Origin of the sequence: Bradyrhizobium sp. 41S5, assembly GCF_011516665.3 — a bacterium.
Classification (GTDB): domain Bacteria; phylum Pseudomonadota; class Alphaproteobacteria; order Rhizobiales; family Xanthobacteraceae; genus Bradyrhizobium; species Bradyrhizobium quebecense.
This window is the reverse complement of the sequence record NZ_CP083721.1, coordinates 3,572,615-3,596,051: the sequence shown is the minus strand read 5'-3', so window position 1 is coordinate 3,596,051 and position 23,437 is coordinate 3,572,615. Positions and strand designations below refer to the sequence as shown.

General features: G+C 59.5%; 27 protein-coding genes and 1 tRNA gene. 13 read left to right on the top strand and 15 right to left on the bottom strand.

All coding sequences use genetic code 11. The annotated features are described in order from the left end of the window. Positions 1-19: 19 nt before the first annotated feature. The gene (tnpB, locus tag HAP47_RS17055; protein ID WP_173640456.1) at positions 20-211 is read left to right on the top strand and encodes an IS66 family insertion sequence element accessory protein TnpB; all 192 of its coding nucleotides are present in this window, start codon (positions 20-22) and stop codon (positions 209-211) included. 94 nt (positions 212-305) lie between these two features. Next, entirely contained in the window at positions 306-1,841 is a 1,536-nt protein-coding gene (tnpC, locus tag HAP47_RS17050) for an IS66 family transposase (protein ID WP_173640457.1), read from the top strand. A 452-nt stretch (positions 1,842-2,293) separates the two neighbouring features. On the opposite strand, the gene HAP47_RS17045 is transcribed toward tnpC, so the two are convergent. Continuing rightward, positions 2,294-3,262 carry a helix-turn-helix transcriptional regulator gene (locus tag HAP47_RS17045; RefSeq protein WP_173637251.1) on the bottom strand — a complete coding sequence of 323 codons (969 nt, stop codon included), beginning with the start codon at positions 3,260-3,262 and terminating at the stop codon, positions 2,294-2,296. A 94-nt stretch (positions 3,263-3,356) separates the two neighbouring features. On the opposite strand from HAP47_RS17045, the gene HAP47_RS17040 reads away from it, so the two are divergent. Further along, positions 3,357-3,893: an MFS transporter gene (locus HAP47_RS17040; protein WP_173637252.1), complete on the top strand. Its 537-nt coding sequence runs from the start codon at positions 3,357-3,359 to the stop codon at positions 3,891-3,893. A gap of 269 nt (positions 3,894-4,162) precedes the next feature. On the opposite strand, the gene HAP47_RS17035 is transcribed toward HAP47_RS17040, so the two are convergent. From HAP47_RS17035 to HAP47_RS17015, 5 genes are all read right to left on the bottom strand, one after another. Further along, positions 4,163-4,639: a DUF992 domain-containing protein gene (locus HAP47_RS17035; RefSeq protein WP_173637253.1), complete on the bottom strand. Its 477-nt coding sequence runs from the start codon at positions 4,637-4,639 to the stop codon at positions 4,163-4,165. A gap of 133 nt (positions 4,640-4,772) precedes the next feature. Next, positions 4,773-5,003, bottom strand: a complete 231-nt coding sequence (locus HAP47_RS17030; RefSeq protein WP_231168977.1) for a YMGG-like glycine zipper-containing protein — start codon at positions 5,001-5,003, stop codon at positions 4,773-4,775. Positions 5,004-5,141: 138 nt separating this feature from the next. Further along, complete coding sequence (locus HAP47_RS17025; RefSeq protein ID WP_173637254.1) at positions 5,142-5,363, bottom strand: hypothetical protein; 222 nt, start codon at positions 5,361-5,363, stop codon at positions 5,142-5,144. Further along, positions 5,360-5,878, bottom strand: a complete 519-nt coding sequence (locus tag HAP47_RS17020; protein WP_173637255.1) for a DUF1269 domain-containing protein — start codon at positions 5,876-5,878, stop codon at positions 5,360-5,362. The genes HAP47_RS17025 and HAP47_RS17020 overlap by 4 nt, the downstream gene beginning before the upstream one ends. Positions 5,879-7,095: 1,217 nt before the next feature. Beyond that, positions 7,096-7,575: a hypothetical protein gene (locus HAP47_RS17015; RefSeq protein ID WP_231169063.1), complete on the bottom strand. Its 480-nt coding sequence runs from the start codon at positions 7,573-7,575 to the stop codon at positions 7,096-7,098. On the opposite strand from HAP47_RS17015, the gene HAP47_RS41580 reads away from it, so the two are divergent. From HAP47_RS41580 to HAP47_RS17005, 3 genes are all read left to right on the top strand, one after another. Next, complete coding sequence (locus HAP47_RS41580; protein WP_371821815.1) at positions 7,541-7,735, top strand: DUF992 domain-containing protein; 195 nt, start codon at positions 7,541-7,543, stop codon at positions 7,733-7,735. The two genes, HAP47_RS17015 and HAP47_RS41580, sit on opposite strands and share 35 nt — an antisense overlap. A 2-nt stretch (positions 7,736-7,737) precedes the next feature. After that, positions 7,738-7,950 (top strand): DUF992 domain-containing protein, encoded by a 213-nt coding sequence (locus HAP47_RS41575; protein WP_371821787.1) that lies wholly within the window; start codon positions 7,738-7,740, stop codon positions 7,948-7,950. Between the two features lie 70 nt (positions 7,951-8,020). After that, entirely contained in the window at positions 8,021-8,185 is a 165-nt protein-coding gene (locus tag HAP47_RS17005; protein WP_173637256.1) for a hypothetical protein, read from the top strand. A 44-nt stretch (positions 8,186-8,229) separates the two neighbouring features. Here HAP47_RS17005 and HAP47_RS17000 read toward each other — a convergent pair whose 3' ends face one another. Together HAP47_RS17000 and HAP47_RS16995 are read right to left on the bottom strand one after the other, a co-directional pair. Beyond that, the gene (locus HAP47_RS17000; RefSeq protein ID WP_173640459.1) at positions 8,230-9,606 is read right to left on the bottom strand and encodes a patatin-like phospholipase family protein; all 1,377 of its coding nucleotides are present in this window, start codon (positions 9,604-9,606) and stop codon (positions 8,230-8,232) included. Between the two features lie 393 nt (positions 9,607-9,999). After that, complete coding sequence (locus tag HAP47_RS16995; protein WP_173637257.1) at positions 10,000-10,227, bottom strand: DUF3551 domain-containing protein; 228 nt, start codon at positions 10,225-10,227, stop codon at positions 10,000-10,002. A 1,171-nt stretch (positions 10,228-11,398) separates the two neighbouring features. Here HAP47_RS16995 and HAP47_RS16990 point away from each other — a divergent pair. Continuing rightward, positions 11,399-12,751 (top strand): metal-dependent hydrolase family protein, encoded by a 1,353-nt coding sequence (locus HAP47_RS16990; RefSeq protein WP_173637258.1) that lies wholly within the window; start codon positions 11,399-11,401, stop codon positions 12,749-12,751. 64 nt (positions 12,752-12,815) lie between these two features. Next, a complete protein-coding gene (locus HAP47_RS16985) occupies positions 12,816-13,535 on the top strand; it encodes a carbonic anhydrase (protein WP_173640460.1) in 720 nt (239 codons plus the stop codon). 260 nt (positions 13,536-13,795) lie between these two features. Here the strand turns inward: HAP47_RS16985 and HAP47_RS16980 are convergent, their stop codons facing one another. Further along, positions 13,796-15,274 (bottom strand): alpha/beta hydrolase, encoded by a 1,479-nt coding sequence (locus tag HAP47_RS16980; RefSeq protein ID WP_173637259.1) that lies wholly within the window; start codon positions 15,272-15,274, stop codon positions 13,796-13,798. A 1,015-nt stretch (positions 15,275-16,289) separates the two neighbouring features. Further along, positions 16,290-16,928 (bottom strand): hypothetical protein, encoded by a 639-nt coding sequence (locus HAP47_RS16975; protein ID WP_176396210.1) that lies wholly within the window; start codon positions 16,926-16,928, stop codon positions 16,290-16,292. A gap of 482 nt (positions 16,929-17,410) precedes the next feature. Here HAP47_RS16975 and HAP47_RS16970 point away from each other — a divergent pair, with 482 nt between their 5' ends. Next, positions 17,411-17,719, top strand: coding sequence for a hypothetical protein (locus HAP47_RS16970; protein ID WP_231168911.1), 309 nt, complete (start codon positions 17,411-17,413; stop codon positions 17,717-17,719). Between the two features lie 72 nt (positions 17,720-17,791). Here the strand turns inward: HAP47_RS16970 and HAP47_RS16965 are convergent. Next, positions 17,792-17,865: transfer RNA gene (locus HAP47_RS16965), tRNA-Gly, on the bottom strand. A 497-nt stretch (positions 17,866-18,362) separates the two neighbouring features. Here HAP47_RS16965 and HAP47_RS16960 point away from each other — a divergent pair. Further along, positions 18,363-18,749: a YciI family protein gene (locus tag HAP47_RS16960; RefSeq protein WP_173637261.1), complete on the top strand. Its 387-nt coding sequence runs from the start codon at positions 18,363-18,365 to the stop codon at positions 18,747-18,749. Between the two features lie 6 nt (positions 18,750-18,755). Here the strand turns inward: HAP47_RS16960 and HAP47_RS16955 are convergent, their stop codons facing one another. Beyond that, positions 18,756-19,163, bottom strand: coding sequence for a hypothetical protein (locus HAP47_RS16955; protein WP_173637262.1), 408 nt, complete (start codon positions 19,161-19,163; stop codon positions 18,756-18,758). A 128-nt stretch (positions 19,164-19,291) separates the two neighbouring features. Beyond that, positions 19,292-20,089 carry a lytic murein transglycosylase gene (locus HAP47_RS16950; RefSeq protein WP_173637263.1) on the bottom strand — a complete coding sequence of 266 codons (798 nt, stop codon included), beginning with the start codon at positions 20,087-20,089 and terminating at the stop codon, positions 19,292-19,294. Positions 20,090-20,227: 138 nt separating this feature from the next. Here HAP47_RS16950 and HAP47_RS41335 point away from each other — a divergent pair, with 138 nt between their 5' ends. Then, positions 20,228-20,356 carry a hypothetical protein gene (locus HAP47_RS41335; protein ID WP_256460312.1) on the top strand — a complete coding sequence of 43 codons (129 nt, stop codon included), beginning with the start codon at positions 20,228-20,230 and terminating at the stop codon, positions 20,354-20,356. A gap of 67 nt (positions 20,357-20,423) precedes the next feature. Here the strand turns inward: HAP47_RS41335 and HAP47_RS16945 are convergent, their stop codons facing one another. Both HAP47_RS16945 and HAP47_RS16940 read right to left on the bottom strand, forming a co-directional pair. Continuing rightward, entirely contained in the window at positions 20,424-20,651 is a 228-nt protein-coding gene (locus tag HAP47_RS16945) for a hypothetical protein (protein WP_173637264.1), read from the bottom strand. Positions 20,652-20,806: 155 nt separating this feature from the next. Beyond that, positions 20,807-21,103, bottom strand: coding sequence for a hypothetical protein (locus HAP47_RS16940; RefSeq protein ID WP_173637265.1), 297 nt, complete (start codon positions 21,101-21,103; stop codon positions 20,807-20,809). Positions 21,104-21,552: 449 nt separating this feature from the next. Between HAP47_RS16940 and HAP47_RS16935 the strand changes: the two genes are divergently transcribed. Together HAP47_RS16935 and HAP47_RS16930 are read left to right on the top strand one after the other, a co-directional pair. Next, a complete protein-coding gene (locus HAP47_RS16935; RefSeq protein WP_173637266.1) occupies positions 21,553-21,948 on the top strand; it encodes an NUDIX hydrolase in 396 nt (131 codons plus the stop codon). A gap of 169 nt (positions 21,949-22,117) precedes the next feature. Continuing rightward, positions 22,118-23,431, top strand: coding sequence for a chloride channel protein (locus tag HAP47_RS16930; RefSeq protein WP_173637267.1), 1,314 nt, complete (start codon positions 22,118-22,120; stop codon positions 23,429-23,431). The last annotated feature ends 6 nt before the right edge of the window (positions 23,432-23,437 follow it).

Below are 23,437 nucleotides of genomic sequence, written 5' to 3'. Positions count from 1 at the left end.
TGAAACGAGCTGTGCCGACCTGATCAAGATCATCTGGCATGATGGCCAAGGCGCGTGTCTGTTCACGAAGCGGCTGGAGCGAGGCCGCTTTTTGTGGCCATCAATGGCGGACGGCGTTGTGACGATCAGCGTTGCGCAGCTATCCTATCTCCTCTCCGGAATTGATTGGCGGATGCCGCAGGCAACCTGGCGTCCACAGGCTTCCGGTTAAATCGAGCGGGATTTTTTGCGACGAATATGGTTGATTCGTCCTCGTGACGACGCCCGCCGATCCGCTTCCCACCGACCTTGCCGCAGCACACGCGATGATCATTGCGCAGCGCGAGCAGCTGACGCTGGCGAAGAGCGAGGTGACCGTCGGCCGGTTGGAGATCGAGCGGCTGAAGCTGATGCTGGCCAAGGCACGGCGAGAACAGTTCGGGCAATCTTCTGAGCGCGGCAAGCTGCTGGTCGAGCAGCTCGAACTCGCCATCGAGGATCTTGAAGAGACCCAGGCTGAGCAGGAAACCAAGGCCGAGCTCGCAGCGCCGGAAGCCGCCAAACAGCAGCGCGTGCAAAATCCACGGCCGCCGCGACGTCCGTTGCCGGACAATCTGCCGATCGAACGCATCGTCGAACCCGCTCCTTGCGTATGTGGCAAGTGCGGCAGCGAGCGACTGCACAAGCTCGGCGAGGTGGTATCGAAGACCCTGGAATGTGAGCCGCGGCGCTGGAAGATTATCGAGCATGTCCGCGAAAAGTTCTCCTGCCGGGATTGTGAGGCAATCACCGAGGCGCCGGCGCCCTCCCATCCGATCCCGCGAGGCTTTGCCGGGCCGAGCCTGCTGGCGATGGTGCTGGTCAACAAGTTCCTGCTGCACCAGCCGTTGAACCGACAGAGCAAGACCTATGCCCGCGAAGGGATCGAGATCGACGTCTCGACCCTGGCGGATCGGATCGGCGCCTGCGTGGTGGCACTCGATCCCATCATTGAGGCGATCCGGATCCACGTCATGAGCGCGGAACGCATCCACGCCGACGATACGACGGTGCCGGTGCTGGCCAAGCTCAAGACGGTTACCGGCCGGATCTGGACCTATGTTCGCGATGACCGGCCGTTTGGCGGCACGGATCCGCCGGCGGCCCTGTTCTACTACTCACGCAACCGGGCTGGAGAACACCCGCAAAGCCATCTTGCCGGCTATGTCGGCCTCATGCAGGCCGATGCCTTCGATGGGTATAACCAGCTCTACAAGGCCCAAAGGAAGCCAGCTCCGATCCTTGAAGCGGCCTGTTGGAGCCACGGCCGCAGAAAGTTCTTCGACCTGGCGAAATCTGGAGAGGCGCCGATTGCCAGCGAGGCCGTGCGACGCATCGATATCCTGTTCGAGATCGAGCGCACCATCAACGGCAAAACGCCGGAACAGCGGCTTGCGGTACGTCGTGATAAGTCGAGGCCGATCGTCGCCGATCTCGAAATCTGGATGCGTCAGCAGCGAACCTTGCTCTCATCAGGCAACGATACTGCAAAGGCGATCAACTACCTGCTCAACCGTTGGGCGGCGTTCACCCGCTTCCTGGACGATGGTCGCGTCTGCCTCTCGAACAACGCTGCCGAACGAGCGTTACGCGGTGTGGCTGTCGGAAGACGAAATTGGACCTTCGCCGGTTCAGATGCCGGCGGCCATCGCGCCGCCGCCATCTATACCCTGATCGAAACCTGCAAGATGAACGACGTTGATCCGCAAGCCTGGCTCGCGGATGTGTTGGCCAGGCTTCCAGATCACCCCGTCAACAAAGTCGCCGACCTGCTCCCGTGGAATTGGAAGGCAACCCAACAGTCCAGAGCGGCTGCCGCCTGAGCGCCACGGCTGACCGGCGCGCCTGCCCGGGGTGCTGACCGGATGCGTACGGGGCGCGGAGCATGCGGGCAGATCCATTCTCGGGAGCTGCCTATGTGTCCGGGGCCAAGCGAGCACAAGCCCTCAAAGCTTTGGCCTGAGAACGACGCTTACGCCATGACTTTCGGCACTTACGGCGAACGCAGTTGCTGATGCAATTGCACCCGCGCGGTCATCCCAGTCCGTCCCAGGCCGGGCAGCGTCCCCGGCTAACATGCATGATTGCGGCCGGGGACCGCTATTCATCGCATCGGGCAGATGACCAGGCTCACCTCGTACAGCCTCGCCTCGGTGATGAGCCCCATCGGAAGCTCAGCGTTGTCCGCCGGCTCCTCAACAACCGGAGAAAGCGACACAGGCGTCGATATGTTCCGATCGCCTTGTGAGCACAACTTCTGGAACAGCAGCTGCATCTAACGGCCAGGTTTAGGTTTGACTATGGATGGGGATCGTCCGAAGTGGGAGCGATAAGCTCGGCAGAAGCTCGAATATCCTTCATAGCCAACCCGTCGCGCGACGTCACTGACCGACAATTGTCCATCCTGCAGCATCAGGTGCGCTTTCTCCATCCGAAGCAAGTGACCATACGCATGAGGCGTCATACCAAATGCTTCGCGGAATCCACTCGTGATATCATTCCGATTCAAACCAACGCGCGTCGCAAGTTGCGCGATTGTAGGAGGGTTGAATGTTTCCCTTCGATAGATCATCGCAGCGGCTTCTATCACGGCCCGCTTGTTCGGCACTGCGCGCAGAGGCATTTGCGCTGGCAAGCCGTTGATCTGCGCTGCGATCCCGCAAATGATCTCGACCACTTTCGCGTTCAAATAGAAATGCCTCAATGGTTCGTGATACCTGCAAGACAATATCTGGTCTGCAGCTAACATGATGTCCGGTTTCGCGGGCAACATCAAAGATGACGGGCTGCCAATCCTGGAACTGAAAATCGGTCGGTAGGCCTCCGGGACGCGATCGACATTCAACTTGAAATGATCAACGAAATATTCGCGGTTGCACGCAATCAGAACGCCGCACAGCTTCGTTCCCGCCCGTGTATCCGAGACTGACAAGGGCGCATTCGAGATGTGGATCGATGCCGGCTTCACAACGTCGACGTGATCGCCAATCGAGCGGTTGTAGGTTCCGCTCACGGCAATCTGGATGCATATGAACTCTGGCCGCGCCATCTGGAGGCTGTAAGGCCGGCCTATTTCGAAATCCATGACGTGAAGAAAGATGGCATCGTCGATGCGACGGTATCCATGTTCCTTTGTCTTGAATAGGCTTTCAGTAGGACCCAATATCTCGCTGCTACGGACAAAGTCACGCCCGCGAAGCTCGCTCTGAATAGCTCTAAAATCGATGTCCAACCACTTGTGCATGCAATCGCACCATTTTGCCGATCGCTAACGAACACGACATCAGCGAGACTGCTCGAATATTAACCTACGCTATCTTGTTGAGCTGCACATTTCAATGGACATGGATATCGTGCGTCGTCGCGCAGTCAGATCGCCAAGTAACGGATGTCAGGAGGGCCCAGGACAATCGCCGCATACCACATATCCACCAACGATGATTAGCTTCGGTTTAAGTGTTACTGTGATCGCGGTGGTCAAGTTACCGCATTCCCGCCACGTGATCCTACCCGCCTCTGTGCTGCTCGGCGGCTCTACGTCGACGCTCTATCCGATTTGTGTTGCCAACGCACACGATCAAATGCCATCTGATCAAGCAGTTGCAGTGAGCGGTAGACTGATCCTGATCGACGGCCTTGGCTCAATCCTCGGTCCGTTGATCGGCACAACGATGATGGCGCACTTTACCATCAACGGCCCGTTCTATGTCATGGCTGCTCTCAGCCTGCTCTTGGCCCTTATAGCCGTAACTCGTGGTTTGGCGACAACCTCGCCGATAAGCCAAGAGCGCCCCTTCGAGATTCTAACACCGCAGGCGACGTCGCTCGCGCACGATCTTCTTGCCCACGTTCCCACTCCGCAAAAGCTGGAGTAATATCCGTGACCACGACGCGAAGGATCATAGTCAAAATTCATGGGCCGATTGGGCGAAGCACTCCTGGAGCGACGGTTAGGTCGTAGGATTGTTGCATCGGGCTCTACGAAATGCCGATCCTCGTGCTCTATCGTGCCGTTACGATTTTCCTCACCAGCATCTCGCAGTACATGAGGAACCTTGAAGGCACAGGCCTACCTGTTGGCTTGTGGAGCCAGGACATTCCAGCTTCACTCGTCTGGCAATCAATCGGACTCAGCAAGTCGGGGCTAGCGAAGAGACAAACCTGCGATGCCCAATGCGAGATTTACGCCGAACTGTCCTTCAATCGACAATGGCTGCAACGAAATTGTACGATTGGATCCACCGACGAGTACGTTCGCGCCCAAACCAAGACCGAACGATGCGTTACCACTCGCACCCACGTAGGTCCCGCGCAGCGTGCCTGGACCGATGTGCGATGTCGGCGCAAAGACACCCCAAAAGAGCCTACCACCGCCGGTAACGCCCACATCAAGACCGAGCCGGTTTATCCTGCCCGTGTAGTAGTATCGTCGTCCCGTTGCATTCGAACGGAACACGCAATTCATCCGCTGGCGTGAGCCAACAAGTAATCCAACCCTTGGGCCGGTATCACAAGTCAGCCCACCCACCCGAATTGGCTGTGCTTGCGCGAGTGCCGGGGCCGATAGACCGATAGTCAGCAAACAAACGCCCGTCAGCACACTGTACTTATACTTCACCATCAACCTATCTCCCACGAGTAGATAAAGGCTAGTGTTCCTGAACTACTGCTTTGACTCCCCGCGCACTGCGCCGGCGGGCCAATTGACGTTTCATGAGCGACAGAGTTGGTGTGCCAACCTGAGCAACCACTTCTCAACGGCAGTACCGGTGTGACACAGCGTGAGAACGTCCACTGCGAGAGCGATACCAGCACTGCCCGTGGCGCCAATAATAGTTATGCCAATTCCGGTGGTGCGAGCCAGCGATCGCTCCGGCGGTAGCGCCAATTGCCGCGCCACGTCGACCGCCAACCGCTCCTCCAATAATTGCACCCGAAACGGCGCCTCTCCCCGCCTGCGCGAAGCTCTCAGTAGGCGGCGTCATTGTCATCGCAACGCAAACGAACAGCAGAAGAGTTAGACCATGCTTCATTGGTAGACCCCTTAGTCCGAGTGATCGTTGAAGCGTTCCCATTGTTCGATCATCGGAACAGCTCTGTGTTTATTCCGCGCGACGAGCCAGTCACGCATTCGGCGCAGATCGATTTCGCAAGACGATCTTGAGTGCGAGCAACCCAGCACCAACCAACAGGATTGCGCTTCCCAAGACTGTCAGTCCAACGTACGCGTATGTCATGCCCGTCGCCAGGATGACCAGGCCGACCGCCAATAGTCCGACGCCGATGATCTTTTTCAGAAGGAACTGCAGCGTTGCCTCCTCTTTCTCTAGACCAACATGACTCATGTCGCTGACGGCACAGGAGGTGGCGCGACCGACGCCATTGCGAGAGCGTCACGCAGCTTCTGCTCTTTGGTGTCGTCGAGCGACGTCTGCAAGATCGTTCCGCCCGCATCCTTGATTTCCCGCACGACCTTGTCCGTCGCCATATTCTTGACCAACAAGAACAGGCCTGCGCTTCCGGCCTCGATCTTTCCGGAGAGCTCCTTCATAAAGGCGTCATTGATGCCAAAGTCAGACAACGCTCCTCCAAGGGCCCCTGACGCCGCACCGACTGCGACACCGATCAAAGGGTTCAAGAAGACCATGCCAACCAAGAGCCCCCAGAAGCTGCCCGAGGCGGCCCCCATGGCGGTTGTATTCACAAGCTGGTTAAGCTTGACATTACCATCTGCGCCCTTGACCGCGATCACGGCGTCGTTGATCGTGATCAGGTACTCCTTCTGGAGAGATAGAAGGCGCTGTCGGACTTCTTCTGCCTTTGCTTCAGATGGATAGACAATAACTATCAAGTCGGACATCAAGGTCTCCTACGTGCTATTGACGCAGAACGTTTTATGGATCCTGAGCATTTTGTCGTCGCTACCAAGTCGTCGCCTTAGCTGTCCGCGCACGACTTGACTGCTCGTCGCGAACAGTACCACCCGACGTCTCCTGGGCCATCGGAAGAAACCCCGAGCAGGGGCAAGGAGAATACTCCCGAAGAGACGGGTGAGAACTACGGGGATCTAGTCAATTCGCGTTGAGCGGTCCCGCCGTTTTCGGATCGCGTCACTTCGGCAGCGATCACGATGTGATGACCTTGCGCTGTTGTCGACAGTTCGCAACCTCCATCGACAGCCGGTCCAGCTGGATCGCCTTTTATGCGCCGCTGACCAATCCGTTAGCGCAATCCAGCGGCGGCACCGCTCTCAATGCTCGCGCTAAGACGACGGGGCACGCCGTTAATTCGCGATCCGCGCGGTTTGAATGCACTCGACCGCTATGCTGTCCGAAGATATCGCAGCGGTATCCACGCTTGGAGACTGAGATGGACGCCGGTCTGAAGGATCTTCTATACATCGTCTCTCGACCAGTGCAGATCCGACGCTACATTATGATCGAGACCCGCGCCGCATTTGCTAGGCTCATCGCGTTCCATATGAGCTAACGCCGATTGGCGGCGAGACGCAGAAGCATCGTCCTGCGAAGACCCCGACACCTACGAGCGGTAGCCGCTAGATTCTGATCAAAGGCCCGACCAAGGTCTGACGTTGCGTGTAAGCAGCAGGGCCAAGCCAATCCTCAAGTTCTGTCCGGGGAGTATCGAATGATCATCTGGGCCCCGAACAACAATCATCTACTTGCCAGCGCGTTCAGGCCGCCTGACGGATCCACATCCGCGCTAAAGATTCACAGAATCCTGCGCTCCGCCGCCTGCGACGCGCGGCAACACAGCCCGGGTTGAGCTTCGCTCGGCTGACCAATCCAGGAGCGTCTTCCAGTTGCGATCGGAGCCCGTTCCCCTCGTGTAGGTCCCACGCTCGCCTAGATAACGCCGTGCATGCCGATTTCATGCCCCGACGCCTACAGAGAATCCCTGATGTGCGGAGGGGAACGTCGCATCTAAGGTCATAGATCGAGAAGGGTCGCGTCACACTGTTACTTCGAGGCGAACATGAAGATCCGGACTATCTGGGGTACCTTGGTTCTTTCTGGTTTGGTTGTAGTTGCTCCAGCAACCTCGTCCCTAGCCCAATCAAGCGGCGATGGCGGATCGGCGCCGAAGGAAGCCGTCACAGCTCCCGCCGGGAGCGCGGTTCGCAACGCAAATACGAATCCGGCCAAGCATCGCCATTGGCGTCACCGCGGCGGCCGCCATCCGCACTTTGGCAGCCACCGCGTTCGCACTTAGAGCCAGGTACAATTCGCGAAATTTCCCGTCTGGCGAGTTGACCGATCGATGAACGATATGCATGCGCAACAAGAGCAGCTCCGCGAGCATGTGCTCGAAGACGAACGGACCGGCCCGTTCGCGGTTGACGAGCGACGCAGCATTCCTCGCCCTGCTCGCCACATGCGTCGCCGTCCTTCTAGTCTGGCAAACGATCTCCAGTCTCCTCATCGTTTTCGCAGGGGTACTGTTTGCGGCTTTTCTAGACGCTGCTGCGAGGGCCTTGAGGCCCATCTTGCCGCTCAACCGCGTGTTGCGGCTGACGCTTGTCGCTCTGCTCTCCATCACTGCGCTTCCTGCACACGCCGAGGCGTTCAGGGCCGGCAGACTCGTGTGTGCCAGCACGCCACGAGTTGGGCTTGTGCTTGGTTCGGCCCAGCAGCTCCGTTGCTTGTTTTTACTCGAGGAACACGTCTTGGCGATACCTCTACGAGGGACGGATTAGACGTGTCGGTCTTGACGTGCAGTGCAGAGACTCTCGCCTGGGCAGTTTTCGCTAGGAACTCGCGTATCGGTCCCGGCAGGTTGCGCGGCAGCTATGTGGGCGCTAGCGGTAACTTCGCATTTGGACGAGGCCTCGGCGCACACGTCCTGATCGGCAGCTCTCGACGAACGGTTGCGCTCCAACCACTATCGATCGAGCGTTCAATCGGGGAGTGAAGCTCGCAGCTGCTGTTACTAACTTGACGCTTGGTCCGCGTGGATCGTCCGCCTGGTGCGAAACAAGATCATGGGTACGCTCGGCTACTCTTCGAAGTTAAATGCCGAATGGGATTTCCTCTGCACGTTGCATGAAGAGGGCCGCAAGGCTGCGGAGGAGTTCTTAGCGGTGCATGGTGAAAGCATCGGCAGATACTCTACCCGTGAAATCGATCACGTCGTCGAAGGCGCGTAGCCGTTACATTCTCCATATCGCCAGCTGACGTCGGAGCTGCCGAACTACCTGCTTTTCACGAAAGCCTGCAGCGTTGCGCTTTCGCGAAGAGCATCCCGACCTGCTGCGATGACGTTGTCGACTTGATCCGGAGGCAATTGAAACCGCGTCGGAACCGCGTCGAGCTCGGCAGCGCGCTCGGGATCGAACTGATCGAAGCCTAGCCGACCGACAAAGAACTTTAAGTCCTGGCAGTTCCAACCGGGTCCCACGCCAAACCTAGCACGATCGGTTGCGGACAATTGGCAGCGCCAGCGCACCAGCGACGTCTGCCAATCATTCATGGTACGGTTGAAGACGGTGTAAATCGCATCGAGACTGGCAGCCATTGACGACGCCACCGAAGCCCGGACGGTTTCGACGCCATTGGGGCCGTCGACGGCGTGAACCCAATCGCCAGCGATCCCAGTTTTTGCGTCAACCACCAAGAACAGCGCTCGGCGCAGTTTTACCGCCTGCTGCGGCGTCAAGGGCCCGTACGGCGTATCGGAGGATTCGCGCGCGATTGTGAGGCCGGAAATTCCGTAGTTATCGACAAGGCCTCCGTCAAGCAGCTTGATAAATGGCACCACACCATCTCGATAGCTGGCGATCGCAGCGGCATAGGAACGGACCATCGGCGGCGCCTTGCGATCGCGGGCCAAGCGTCGGACCCACGGCGGCAAAAGGTTAGTGCAGGCACCAGGAAACGCTTGAACGACGACGGGAGCAAATGCGATCGGTACGGCCGCGGATGCAGCAACCGCATCGGAAATTGGATACTTGGATAGATCGCTGCAAATCGCAGTGAATGCCGTGCTCCCAAATACGAAAGGTACCCTATTGAAGATGTCAGTCGCATTGATCCAGACCCGTGGTCGGTCGGTGCTGAGATCACCTAACGTCGCGCCGTTAAGCAGGTTTGCATCGAGCCAGGCAGTAAAGCCTCGAGAGTCATTAACGCCTCCGGTAAAGGCGCGGCCGATTGTTCCAAGAGAGACTGTGGTGGTCAGTCCTTCCTCGGCATTTTTCAGGAGAAAGCGCTCACGGAAATCTTTCAAGGCGAGCCGCTTCTTCAATCCATAATATGCCGCAGTCACCGAACCGCCGGAGACGCCTGACACGAATTCGACCCGGTCGAGCATGGAGCCCTCCGCACCGCGGACTGGCAGCGTGTCCAGTTCAGACAGGACACCGAATGAGAAGGCCGCCGCACGTGTACCTCCTCCCGAAAAAGAGAGTCCGACAAGAATATCATCTGCCGTACTCGTGAGACCGACGTTCAGCTGACCGATGCCGGCATCATCCAGCGGCACATTGACCGGTAAGTTGTACACGGACACACAGCCAAGCAGGGCGGCACTTGCGGCCACAGCGACCATCGCGGAACATAACCAGCGCATCTGTCTTACACGGCCGAAAGCGTTGAGTTTGGTAAGCAATCGTTCCAAGGGCTTGTTCTTACCGAAATCCGACGATCCAACCTGATGCCCTCCGCGAAACACATACTCAGCTCGAGAATGTCCGCGACTTCATTCTCCTGACGGACGCGAATGCATGTCTTCACACAAGAATGCAAATCCTTAGCGTGAATGGAGAACGTTTCTGACCGAGCGTCTGGCAGACCCGAGCGAACGACTTCGAAATCCAGTCGGCTGATCATTCGGCTCCGTCGGAACCCAGTAGCGCCGGCTAGAACGCTGTCGGCGTAGCTCGACCCCCGCAACGCGGTCTGGCCGCTACCCAAATTCCAAATAATGACCTGTCCCTCACCCGGAAGCGTCGCGTTCGTTTGACTAACGCCGTCTTGAAAACGCGTAGCGCGGATTGAGCCCACAACTAGCATTCGTGCCGGACGCTGCGGCCAGGCACTGCCGACGTGTGGCAAACTGGCAATTGCCAGGAATGCCCCATCGGCGACCCTGTAGACAGTATCGATCGTTAGGAGCTGCCTGGACATGGCTTGAGAAAGTTAACGTGGCAAGGCTTGCAAGCAGCGCCAACGCCAGGATGCTTAGACGCATTTTAGGCTCCTTTGCATGAATGCTTGATCGCAACACTCAACCTCGACGCCCGTCGCACAACTGAGTTCCGCATTGACCAACGAGAGTGCAGCGTCGCGGCGCCACCGCAAGGCGGAATGCTCTGTTCTCATCACGACAGTCGTTGGCCGACGAGGAGATCGACGCGCGGTAGCACGTGATCCGAGAGGACAATATAGGTAATGTCCCTGAGTTCGTAGGGAGCAATCAGAGCAACGTCCATCGCATGCCGAAGAAAACGCTAGAGCGTTTTCGAGCGAAGTGGACCCGGTTCGCGTGAAGAAAACGCGTCAAAACAAGCAACGTGGCAGCCGAGGAAATTACCAAACGCAAACAGGCCGAAGCGACGCTGCGCGCGCGAGCAGCAGTTCCACTCGCTGTCCGATTCCATTCCGCAGCTGGTCTGGATGGCAGACCATCGCGAACTCGATCTTAGATTTGAGATCATGCGTTGCCGTTCGAAGCACGCCCCCCAACACCGCAGAATCCCAGGTTTCGCTGAAACAAGCGCGCCAGCGTGGCCCAAAACATCGGTCCTTAGCCGGAAAATATCTGCTGCAACGTTGCCTTAAGGCGACCTGTCGTGCTTTCCGCGGCATGCGGGCGTCCCTTTTCACAGTCGGCAATTGATTGCGATGTCGCGGGGTGGACCGATTCACCCAACCGAAGGCGTTGCTCGGGCAGCGTCGAACGGTTACCCGACGTTCCAAGCTAGCTATGAATTCTTGTCCACGCGCTATTGTTTCGCATGCAAGCGACCGTGTCATGCGAGAGGATTGATGGCCATCATACAACGAAGTCGCGCGGCGGATCAGCCGCGAAGGTTATTCCGTCTCTCGCATGCCCGTCGCGCGCATTTCGGAGAATCGCCTCTCATAGGGGCATCAAAGCGGGCCCTTAGGCCAGGCGAGGCTGCAGATCGCTAGCGTCGATCTCAATGCGACCAACAGTGATCGCGCGGACGGCGGCCCGCCACTCGATCCTTACGGGTTCGCTGCGATCTTTAGGCGCTTCACGTGGGGATGCCCGTAGCTGAACCAAGGGTTTCGCCGGATAGAACAACTCACGTAGTCGCGGCTACCCTTCTTGCGGGCCATTCTAGTCCGGACGGTTGGTTGCGAAGCAACGCGCGGCTGACTCGATGAGGGAGCCAATGTTACGAACCCTGATCTGCGCGGGCGTCACGTGCCTGGCATATGCGTCCCAACCTTTCAATGCGGTGTGGGCGCAGGAGCGATCTTTAATCACGATCTTCGAAAATGTCCGCATCTTCGATGGCGAAAACCCATCTCTTTCAGCTCCGTCAAACGTCTTGATCCGCGGCAACATCATCGAGCGGATTACAACAGACCAGATTCCAGCCGATCGGCGCGCGGATACCCAAATCATTCGAGGTGGCGGTCGTGTCCTGATGCCGGGCCTCAGCGACATGCATTGGCACGCCATGCTGGTCCGGCCTACTCCCGCTCAGTTGATATCCAACGACGTAGGCTACACGACGCTATTGGCCGGCGCGGAAGCCACCGCAACTCTCATGCGCGGCTTTACCACCGTCCGCGACATGGGCGGCCCGGTGTTCTCCCTCAAAAGAGCGATTGATGAAGGCATTCTCCCGGGCCCGCGCATCTATCCTTCGGGTGCCGTAATAACGATCACTGGAGGTCATGGAGATTTTCGAGAACTCTACGACTTACCCAGAACGCCAGGCGGTCCCCTCAGCCGGGCCGAAGACCTGGGAGGAACCGCCATCGCAGATGGCCCCGACGAAGTCCGAAAACGGGCACGAGAACAACTCATGCAAGGCGCCTCTCAGATCAAGCTGACGGCCGGAGGTGGCGTCGCCTCACCGTTTAGCCCACTCGACGTCGTCACCTTTACGGACGCTGAACTTAAGGCGGCGGTTGAGGCGGCAACGAATTGGGGGACCTATGTTGCCACCCATGCTTATACGTCAGCCTCGATTCAGCGCTCGATAGCGGCAGGAGTGAAGGTCATCGAACACGGCCATCTGATGGACGAAGCTACGGCCCAACTCATGGCAGAGAAAGGCGTCTGGTTGAGCACACAGCCGTTCACGGATCTGGGTGGCGCTGCGGTTCTTCCGCCTGCACAGCAGCAACAGATGATGCAGGTCGTGAACGGAACCAACCAAGTCTACAGTTTCGTCAAGAAATACAAGATCAAGACTGCCTTTGGCACCGACATCCTGTTTTCGGAGGCGCTTGCTCAGCATCAAGGCCAGGAAATTGTGGATCTGACGCGATGGTTCACGCCGGCCGAAGCGCTCACCATGGCCACCTCAACAAACGGAGAGTTGCTTGCTCTGTCTGGCCCGCGTAACCCCTATCCAGGCAAATTAGGCGTCATCGAGCAAGGCGCGCTAGCCGACGTTTTGCTCGTCGACGGAGACCCGTTGAATGACATCCGTCTCGTCGCGGACCCGACGAATAAGTTTCTCGTCATCATGAAGGACGGCGTCGTTTACAAGAATATCGTCCCGAAGTGAACGCGGCTCAACCCGAGTGATACAGGCCATGAGCCTGTCAATATTGTTGCAGAGGAGCAAAACTATGTGTGACGCATGTGCGAACGCAGCTATCGGACGACGAGGACTGGTGCGAGGTGGCTTGGCACTGGCCGCGATTTCCGTGATGGGCAGCACATTCCTTCCGCGCCCCGCCCAGGCTCAGCCGGTACGAGCTGCGGATGCGCCGGACGCGGCGCTGAAGCTGCTGGTGGACGGGAACGCCCGCTACGTTGCAAACCAGCCGCACGAGCGTGATTTCTCCGCGAACCGGGCAAATACTGCCATCGGGCAAGCTCCCTTCGCCGCGATACTTGGATGCGCAGACTCCCGCGTCGCGCCGGAACTCGCATTCGATCAAAGGCCCGGTGATCTCTTCGTGGTTCGCATCGCCGGCAACTTCGTCACAAGCGAAGGGCTCGGTAGCCTAGAGTTCGGCTCGGCCGTTTTAGGAACTAAACTCATCATGGTGCTTGGCCACACCGAGTGCGGCGCAGTGAAAGCCACTGTGGAGGCCCTGGAGAAGGGCAATCATCTGCCAGGTCATATCGCCGGGCTCGTCACTGCAATGAAGCCTGGAATTGAAGCGGTGGTTAAGAAGGGCGACGCCAATCTTACCGAGCAGGCGACAGTTGCGAATGTCAGATACAACGTCGAACACCTGAAGAAAGCGAGCCCCATCCTCGCAGGATTAATTGCGAAGAACGAGCTGCGCATCGTCGGCGGCGTCTATGACCTTGCTACGGGGAAAGTGTCGTTGGTGTAGACAACCCATACGGTTTTGGTTGCAAGAAGCACCAGAGACGGTCATTGCGAACAATGGACAAACGTGCCGACTGCCGGGCTAGAGCGTTTTGGAGCGAAATGGACCCGGTTCGCGTGGAGAAAACGCGTCAAAACAAGAATCTAGAGCTTCGGTTCTGATTCAATCAGAACCGAAAATGCTCTAGTCCGAAATGCGGTTCGCAGTACATTGGTTAGTCTGTGATTGACTCCGGGGCACGACCGCAGACTTAGCTCCTCGTCCTATTGGACGCCTTGACCGGCTTTTGTTGAGTTCGCAGGGATCCCCTCCCCTACTCGCTCGATCAGATATGAAAAGAAGGGATTAGAAGACGCCCGCATGAGGGTATCAAGGCTCGCAATCAGCACGTTGCGTTCACCTCGAGGTGCCAATGCACCAAGGTTCTCTCCGAAATTCTCAGAGCCATCCGGTTCGGACCCATACAGAGAATCACTCATTGGAAACGGCAGTGCAACGTGCGACAGTGAATAGAACCCACGCGGATACACCAACCCAAGAGCACGAGACTTCTCGACGCTGCTATTTGGCTCGGTCACGCGCTCGATCACATCATCACCGCCACTATCGTCGTTCGTGATGACGGTGAGGCGATACCGTCGCGGCCCGCGCGGCACAATGCGAGCAAGTGCAGTATCCGCGCTTGCCCGCAGCAACGGGCCGAACTTCGCGGTCCGGTTGACATCAAACAATACTAGCTCACTCCCGTTTGCGGGAAGATGATCGTAGAGTGAAGAAACAATCGCTCGCGTACTCACAGTGAAGTCGATCAGAGATTGAAAGGTCAAGATAGGTGGTAACCGCTCAATCTTGCCATCGCGAGAGTAGTCAGCGATCCGCGACTGCAGAGTCTGAGTGAGCCGGTGGGATTGACGCGCGCCATTGACTGGAAACGAGTTGTACTTGAAGGGGTTGAATTCCGGTACTATGCCAAGCCATGCCGCCTTCGCAAAAGCCGGTAGTAGCGCCGGTAACCCCGCAAGCCCGGCAAAACGCGCGAAGCGCGTGATGCCCACCATAGGCGAGATCAACACTAGTCGATCCGGCTTCGCTAGTTTTTCGTCGCCAAGCGCATCTAATGCGTAGATCAAGGCCAGCGCACCACCATTCGAAAATCCGACCAAATGCAGTGGTCCTGTCGGCACGCGCCGGCGCGCTTCGCGTACAGCCAGGCGGGTCGCGGCAACCCAATCCTCCCACCTGACATCGGTCAGAGCGGCCGGAACAGTACCGTGTGCTGGCAACCGCGGCACAATCGCAACAAATCCGTGGTCCCGGTAAAAACTTGCGATATGACGCTGGCTATACGGAGAATCCGTCAGCCCGTGAAGCAATACGGCCACGCCAATTGGCCTTCCCTCGGGTTCAAGCACAAATGAACGATTAAAATCCTGCGCAAAGTGCGCCGGATAAACAGGGCTTTCCTCGAAGTAGCGATTGGCCGGCACACGTTCATCGGGTCCAAGCTTCTGAGACACCTCACGCTTGACGTCTGCGGATATTCTTGCTTCGGCTTCGAGATACTGCGTCCAATTGGCTGAGTTTAGCTCGTCCTCACTCATTTCATGGGGCACGTAAGTGTGCCACGGCTCGAGGGGCAACCCCCTCTGCGAATCGTAGATGCGGATGGCGAGAAGCACCGCTACCGCTAACCCAAACAGCGCAACCGCAACTTTTAGAGAACTAACGAGTCTTACTTTCATCGATCGTCACCGCCTGCACCCGACTTCCTCGTTCCTTTCCGGGCTGCCCGATCGAGCTTTTTAATCCACCGCACCTCGGGTGACCGGATACGTCAGCGAGAAGATACCGAACCCAACCATCGAGCCGACCACCATCGATGTCAACGCGAACGGCGAAAACATCTGGGGTGATGCGCTTAAACCATGTGAAGACCTCGCACGACGAAGACCAAGCAGAAGTAACCCGCCCCGGTCTCGCTCAGATGCGCACCGTGCGCTCAGACGATAACACCGGGTATCGGGAGATCACCTATTAGAGGGCGAGGGATTCCCCATCACGATTGGAGTGACTCGTTCAATGCTCGAAACGGAAGAGCACCTCCCTCGGGATTCGGTTACCGCCTCCGCTGGTCACTTCCACCTGACATTCACTAGTTGCCCTCTACAGAGGATCCCCAATTTGCATATTGGAATGCCGACTTTAAGGTGAGCTTGAGAGACCCACTTCGGCTCCGCCTAAGGACAAGCCGATTGTTCACGACTATAATGGAGCAGACCTGCATGCGATCGAACAAGTTGCATCGCAGGGCTTCCCAGTATCTGGTTCAACCATAGACGATTTTTGGAGAGGGGACACAGGGAGATTGGCCATGCTTTCGAAGCTAGTCGGCAATACCGCGATTGCCACAACTTGTTTGGTGACGATGTGGCCCGGAAATACACATGCGGAGATATTTATCACCACAGCGAATATAACTCGGGGAGAGTTAGTCATTGTAGGAAGGGTCCGCCGTCCGCGCGACCCCAACGTAGAGATCAAGATCAGCCCGAGCAAGACGGTGAAGGTCGAGAGCTCTGCGACCGGCGGTTTCAGGTGGATTGGTCCAGAATTTCCGTCGACTTGCACCGTTAAAATCAGCTCCGGATCGGATACGCGAGACGTAGTAATTCAGAATTGCGGCCTTCCGGGACCTGCGGGGCCGGCAGGTCCTCCGGGGCCTGCAGGTCCGATTGGGCCACCTGGCCCAAAAGGAAATTAGCGAGGGTCACGGAGCGCGCCGTCCATTTGCTGTTGGACAACCGGATTTGTATCCTGCGCCTCGTCGAGAAGAATGAAGTCGACGGCAATCGCGGGATTGCTGAGAGCCCACAGTTTCAGGTAGCCGTCGTGACCGAGTGGCATGGGATCGGTCTCGCCCCTCATCCGACCCCATACGAGCTTTGCGCCGTGGAGCGCGAACTCCGTCACGGCCCGCATCGTGGCCTCGGGGACGGCAAGCAGTGAACCGTGGCGGGAAACGTGATGCGCTGCCAGATCGGCATCGGCGCTCTGCATATAACGACGCAACGTATCGAGGATGAGATACCCCTGCGATCGCGGTCGCAGGACGTGCCGGCCGTCAACGTCCCACCGCTTCAGGTTCAACATCTCGGCAAGCTGATTGGCGTTGACCCTCTTGGTCATTTTATCGGAGTTGTTTCGATAGGCTGAGGGCGTCGCCTTGAAGGCGAGACCGTGGCTGGTCGAGCAGTTCACCGTGTTGGGAAACTTCTCCTTGGCATCGCGGACAATGTCGCGGTTGAACGCGATGTATTGACCGCGCCTGGATGTGCTGTGCGCCAGGAATTCGAGCGTTGAGGTTTTGCCCGTCCCGGCATAGGCGTTGATTTTCACGGAACCGCCGCGCTGAAACTGATCGATGGCCTGCTGCTGCTCCCCTGTCGGATTACGCGAAGGCTTGCCCTTCGCGGCGGGAGACGGCTTGGCGCCGGGCCCGTCTTTGCTTTCGGCGGCGGTTTTGCCGCGCCCTGTGGTTCGCTGCGCGGCTGCTCGGCAGTGCCCAGGAATCTTTCCGCGGCCTGAAGCAGCGAACCGGCCTTGGGGGTGGTGCGGAAGCGGAGTTCGCTAACGACTTTTTCGATTGCCCCCCTGTCGCCGCAGTCCTGAGCGCGTTCAAATTCCTCTTCGAGTTGCGCAATCGACCAACTCAAGGCGCACTACCGGCCGGAAAGCCGCCCGAACCACGTCTATGTCATCAACTACAAGACGAGCACGGGCTCTTGGGAGCCGCTCTTCGATAAGAAGGGCAAGCCGCTCTATCCCCTGCTGATGGCCGAGCTCGACGCCCTGAAGCATTGCGGCCGACGGGGGGCCTGATGCGGCGGCGAGATGGCAGCAGTCTGCCGTGGAGCGGCAAAGGCGAGATGCTGACTCAAGTCGAGCGCATTTCGAAGAAAATCATTCTGGCCGCGGGTTTGCGTCCTGAGCTGACCTTCACGTCGTTTGGCCGGCATGGCGGGACCACCGAGGCGAGCACGTCCGGCCTCACCGAAACTCAGCTGATGAAGAAGGGCCAATGGTCGTCGACCAAGGCGATGGCCCACGACCTTCATCACGACGATGAGGCCAAGCAGGACGCGCAGATCAAGCGCATCAAGCGGCGCAAGCAGGCGGCCAGAAAGTGAACATTTGTCGGAATGGATTCGGCGCCCTTGTCGGAATGGAAATGAAATATTCCGCTAAGCGCTTGAAATCATTGGAGCGGGTGAAGGGAATCGAACCCTCGTATTCAGCTTGGAAGGCTGCTGCTCTACCATTGAGCTACACCCGCATCAAGCGATCACCTAACACGGCCGGACGGCCGTCTCAACTGCCTCGGCGGGCGTCCTTGTGCGCCGGTAAACGAGAATATGTCCGCGCAATGCGACCGGTTCCTGGCCCGGATCGGACGGATGGACGGCGGCCTTAACAGCGGCAGATTCGCCACCTATATTGCTGGTCCCATCAACAAAGAAAGGAGGTGATCCAGTGTCTTGTCTCAAGCGCTGTCACCTCGCTGGGATCGCCCGCTAGGCGCTGAGCAATCAGCCTGGCATCGGGGCGCTCTCAGCCCTGGACCAGCGAGACAACAAATCCGGGGGCGCGGCGGAAGCGATTCCGCCGCGCCTTTTTTGGCTGTTCGGGCCGCGCGATTCGCCGCCGCCATGCCGTCGGCGGGATACCTTGTCGCAGCACAAAAACCGTCCGACTCACTACACATGAAATGTCGGCATGGGTGGCTTTGAGCCGTCCTTGGGCCTGCCGTATCAGAAATGAGGAGCTCACGAGATGCTTTATGCCATCCTGGCCTATCACGTCGAAGCCGAGGTCAAGTCGTGGAGCGCCGATGAGGACGCAGCCGTCATGGCGGGTCTGCGCGAGGTCCATCAACGGTTGAAGGGACGGCTTGGCCCGGCTGCCCGGCTCGGCGAGACCCGGAACGCCAGCACCCTGCGCGGGCCCGGCCACGGCATCGTGATCGACGGCCCGTTCTCGGAGACCAAGGAGCAACTGCTGGGCTTCTACGTGGTCGATTGCGCCGATGAAGCCGAAGCGATCGCCGCGGCGCGCGACCTGCGCAGCGTCAACCCGTCGGCGGTCTACGAGATCCGCGCGCTGAAGCTCTACATCCCCGGCGCGCCGTTTCCGGAGACCGCGGGCCCGAGCGACGCATAAAGTTGCTCAACGGCTCGAGCGTTTCGGCAATTTCGGCAGCTTGCTCGGATCGAACTTCGGCAGCGGCAGATCCGGCGGCGGCTCGGGTGTCACCTCGTGGCTCGGAATCAGCGTTACCTCGAAGGCGAGATCGGGCACGGCATCGGCCCTGCCCTTGCAGGTTGCGATCGCGCCGCTCGAGACGCCGTCGAGCCGCACCACGAGATCGTCGGTGCCGAACACGGTCGAATGTCCGTCGGAGTGCCGCCTGGCCGTGAGAACGGCGGAGAAGCGTTCGCCGTCGACCTCATAGGTGCCGCTGTAGAGCATGATGGCATCGCTGCCCCACAGCCTGCCATCGGCCACGTGCACGATGCCGGTGCCGTCAGCGAGCGACGTTCGAAACCACGCCGCGTAGGTGCCGTTCTTGAGCATGGAGCCGGTCTCCACTCGCTCCGTTTCACCGCAAACGATCTGGGCACCGTTGCGTTAACAGCGAGTGAAGGAACGTGCGACGAAGGAACGTGGAGTGAGGAACCTGGGTGAAGGAACTTACCCTGTGCTCATTGGCCGTCGATCTGCCGTCCCATGATGGCGATCGCCTTCTGATAGACCTGCGCTGCGTTCCATGCCTCGATCGCGGCGAAGTTGGGTTCCCCGGGCTGATAACCGGCGCCGGCGCGCCAGCCATGGGCGTGCAGGAAGTTCGCCGTCGAGCTCAGCGCGTTGGCGGCGACGTCGAGATTGCCGGTGCCATAGGCGAGGACGTTCTTCGGCATGAACTGGGTCTGGCCGATTTCGCCATGCATCGAGCCGCGCGTGCTCCCGGACAGAGTACCGCGGTCGATCAGCTTCAGCGCGGCATAGAGCTGGTCGGTGAAGAAGTCCGGGCGGCGGCAGTCATAGGCAAGCGTCGCGATCGACGACAGCATGTTCTGGTTGCCGCGCTGGCTGCCGAAGCCACTCTCCATGCCCCAGATCGCGATCAGCGGTCCAGGCGGCACGCCGTAACGCTGCTGGATCGAGGCGAACAGCGCCGCCTGCGACTGCTTCAGCGAACGGCCGCGTGCCACGATGGTCGCAGATCCACGCTTGGCCATGAACTGCTCGAGCGACAGGCCAAAACTGCGCTGGCCGCGATCCGCGGCGATCGTCGCACTGGCGTAATGTGCCTGCATCAACGCATCGATCGCAGTGGCTCCGACGCCCTTGGCCCTCGCCTCACCGGCAAACTGCTCCTTCCAGGCTTCGAACCCGCCGGGCCCGTTGCCGCACTGCGCCGCGTTCGCCTCTGCGCCCAGCGTTGCAACCATCACGACGATGGCGAGCGCCGACGTCGCAATCTGCCAGCCCCTGATCATCCGAAACCTCCTCCGCAAAAATGTGCCGCCGCCCCTCGCGGGCGCGGCGCTGACGATGGCCTGATGTAGATGACCCGGCGATGAACGATCCGCCTCAGATTCGGCCGCGGACCGTCACGATATGTCGCCGGCAGCGGATTGGCCATCCCGGCCAGATCAGGCAGGCCGGTCCCGACCGGCCGCAACATGCTGGTGCTGCATCCGGATCAGGCACGCGTCGAATATGTCGAGCATCGCGACAAGCATCCCGCCGACGCGCTGCCTTGAGCACGTCAGCAGACGGCGGTGATGACGGCAGCGCCAGCTCCCAAAATGTCGCACGCGATGCCGCACGCTACGGCACCTCGCCTCGCCGCAGCGGGCCGACAGTCTGCGGGCGGTTGAGGAAGAACTCGCGGTTGCCAAGCGCGGTCTCCGCATACTGGTCGATCGCCACGATGATCGCCTGCACGTGGTGAAAGCACCAGCCTTCCCGCGTCGCCATGTGCCGGACCTCGGCCAGCGCCTTGATCCAGGGCGCATGATCATCGCTGTCGTGGAAATACCGAAGCGGCTCTCTCATCTTTCCTCCGGCAGATCACGTCCTCCAGCTCGGCGCGCTTGCGCGACAGCAGAAGCTGCGCCGATGCACTATCGCGTCCGGCCTGCCTGAGCCGGTTCACGGATGCGTCGAGCTCGCGCAACTCGGTGCGCAGCCGTTGCATCCTGGGTGTGTCATCAGGCACGCGCTTCGCCGGCGACGAGCTCCCGCTTCGCCGCGCGAAGAAAGATCGGCGTCGCGGCACGGCGGCGCGGAGCAACGCTCGCATGCACGATGATCGGCTCGCGGTCGCCCAGCATGCCCCGCTCTTCGACCAGACGGCTCATCACCAGGCGCATCTTCAGGAGGTCCCCGGCCACGAAGGCGCAGTCCTCATCCCGGTTGATCTGCTGTCGCATGATGGCCTCGGCCTCGAGCATGCTGACGCGCAGCGCCCTGATCTGCCTGCGAATTTCGCTGATACGGTTGTCCATGGCGGCCTCCTATTCACGGTGGAGGGCAATTAGAACAAAACAAGAACATATAGTCAAGCGGCGGAGCCTGCCTGTCATGGATTTTTGTCATCGAAGGCCCTGCCCGGTTCCTGCTGCGGGAACCCGGAGGATCACCATTTTCACAAACCCAACGTGAGGACGTTCGATGAAGCGACCGAGAGCCATGGACGAACGCGCCCGGCCGGGGATCGGGCGAACGTGTGCAAGCTTGCGCGGTGAAGCCGCGACAGACCGTCACAGCCCGGCGGCCTCTTCATTTGCGGCCTCCCTTACGAGGATGCGCATCGTCAGGATTTCCTCAGTGCTCAGACCTTCCGCGGCAGACAAACCGCCGACACATGACTGTGGAACAATTCGCCCTTGGAACTTGTCTACTCAAATAGACAAATTAAGATGGGGTCGATTCCGTTTCGATCATTGCGCAGTACATGACGAAGTCTTCCAAACTGGTTGCCGCGAAGCGCGGCAAGGTCCTTCTGGTCCGACGTCGATCTGACGGGCTGTGGATGTTCCCCGGCGGACGCAGGCGTGCGCGCGAGACCGGCAAGGACTGCCTGAAGCGTGAGATCAAGGAAGAGCTGCCGAAGCTCAAGCTCGGCAGGCTCAGCCTGTGGAAGGAAGTGACGGCCAAGAACAAGCGTTCCGGCCTCAGGATGAGCGATGCGATCTTCATCGCCAAGAACGCCAAGGGACGGCTGGCGATCGGCGACAAGAAGGAGATCGACCGCGCCGCCTGGCAGAAGCCCCGCGGACTTCGCCTGACGCCGACCTCGCGCTACATCCGCGATCGGCTGTTTCCAAGGAAGCAGCGGAGCCGGAGATAGACGGCAGGTTATCTGCTGCCCGCGGAAAATCACAGATTTCGGCTTCGGCATCTGACGCCTGCGCGGGCTTGCCTTGCTGATTTATTGAGCTTCGCCCACCAACGACGCATGCTAGGAATGCCGTGATCCGTCCGGACCGGACCACGACATCAGCCGGAATTGCGTCAGAATGGGCTTCCCCTCCAACCGCCAGAGGCGGCTGTTCAGAATCGTTTCCGCGCGTTGGCAGCGCCGGGCCATCTTCCTGCTAGGCGGCATTGCGGTCGGTGCGGCCGCTGTCGCGCTCGCAGAACTCGCGGATCTGGCGCAGGTCGCCTTCTCCGCACTGGTGTCGCATGCCCGTTACGCCTCGCTGGTGCTGACGCCCGCAGGCTTCGCGCTCTCGGTCTACCTGACCAATCGCTTCTTTCAGAACGCGCAGGGAAGCGGCATCCCGCAAGCCATCGCCGCACGCCATCTGACCGACCAGACCGCGCGCGAAAGTCTGGTTTCGCTGCGCATTGCCGCCGGCAAGATTCTGCTGACCCTGTTCGGCCTGCTGTGTGGCGCATCGGTCGGGCGCGAGGGACCGACGGTGCAGATCGGCGCGTCGATCATGTTTGCGCTCGGCCGCTTCTCGCCCCGGCGTCAACCGGGCTTGATCCTTGCCGGTGCGGCGGCGGGCGTCGCGGCCGCCTTCAACACCCCGCTGGCCGGGATCGTGTTCGGCATCGAGGAAATGAGCCGTGCCTTCGAGACGCGAACCTCCAGCCTGATCATCGGCGCGGTGATCGCCGCGGGCCTGACGTCGCTCGCCTTGATGGGCAACTACACCTATTTCGGCACCAGCGCGACGGCCCTGCGCAACGGCACCGACTGGCTCGCGGTCCCGCTCTGCGGCGTGGCCGGAGGTCTGGCGGGCGGCCTGTTCAGCCGCATCCTGATCGCAACGGCGCGCGGATTTGCCAACCCGGTCGGACGCGCGATCAAGCGCTATCCGGTCGGCTTTGCCGCGATCTGCGGATTTGCGGCGGCGATTTGCGGAATTGCTTCCGACGGCGCGATCTACGGCACGGGATATCAGCAGGTCAAATCCGCGCTCGAAGCCGGATCGCAATTGCCCGCGAGCTTCAGCGTGTGGAAATTCCTGGCCACCACGTTTGCCTCGATCAGCGGCATGCCGGGCGGCATCTTCGCGCCCTCGCTCGCGGTCGGCGCCGGGCTCGGCTCCAACATCGCGCCGCTGTTCCACGGCGCTCCGCTTGCGGCCATCATGCTGCTCGGCATGGTCTCGTATTTCGCCGGCGTGGTTCAGGCCCCGATTACGGCCTTCGTGATCGTCACCGAGATGACCGACAATCACGCGATGGTCGTGCCGCTGATGGCCGCGGCCCTGATCGCCCACGCCAGTTCGCGCCTGATCTGCAAGGAAGGCGTCTATCACGCCCTCGCCAAGGGATTCATCGATCGGGCTGCACCGGCGCAGAAGGCGACGCCGGCCTGAAGATTT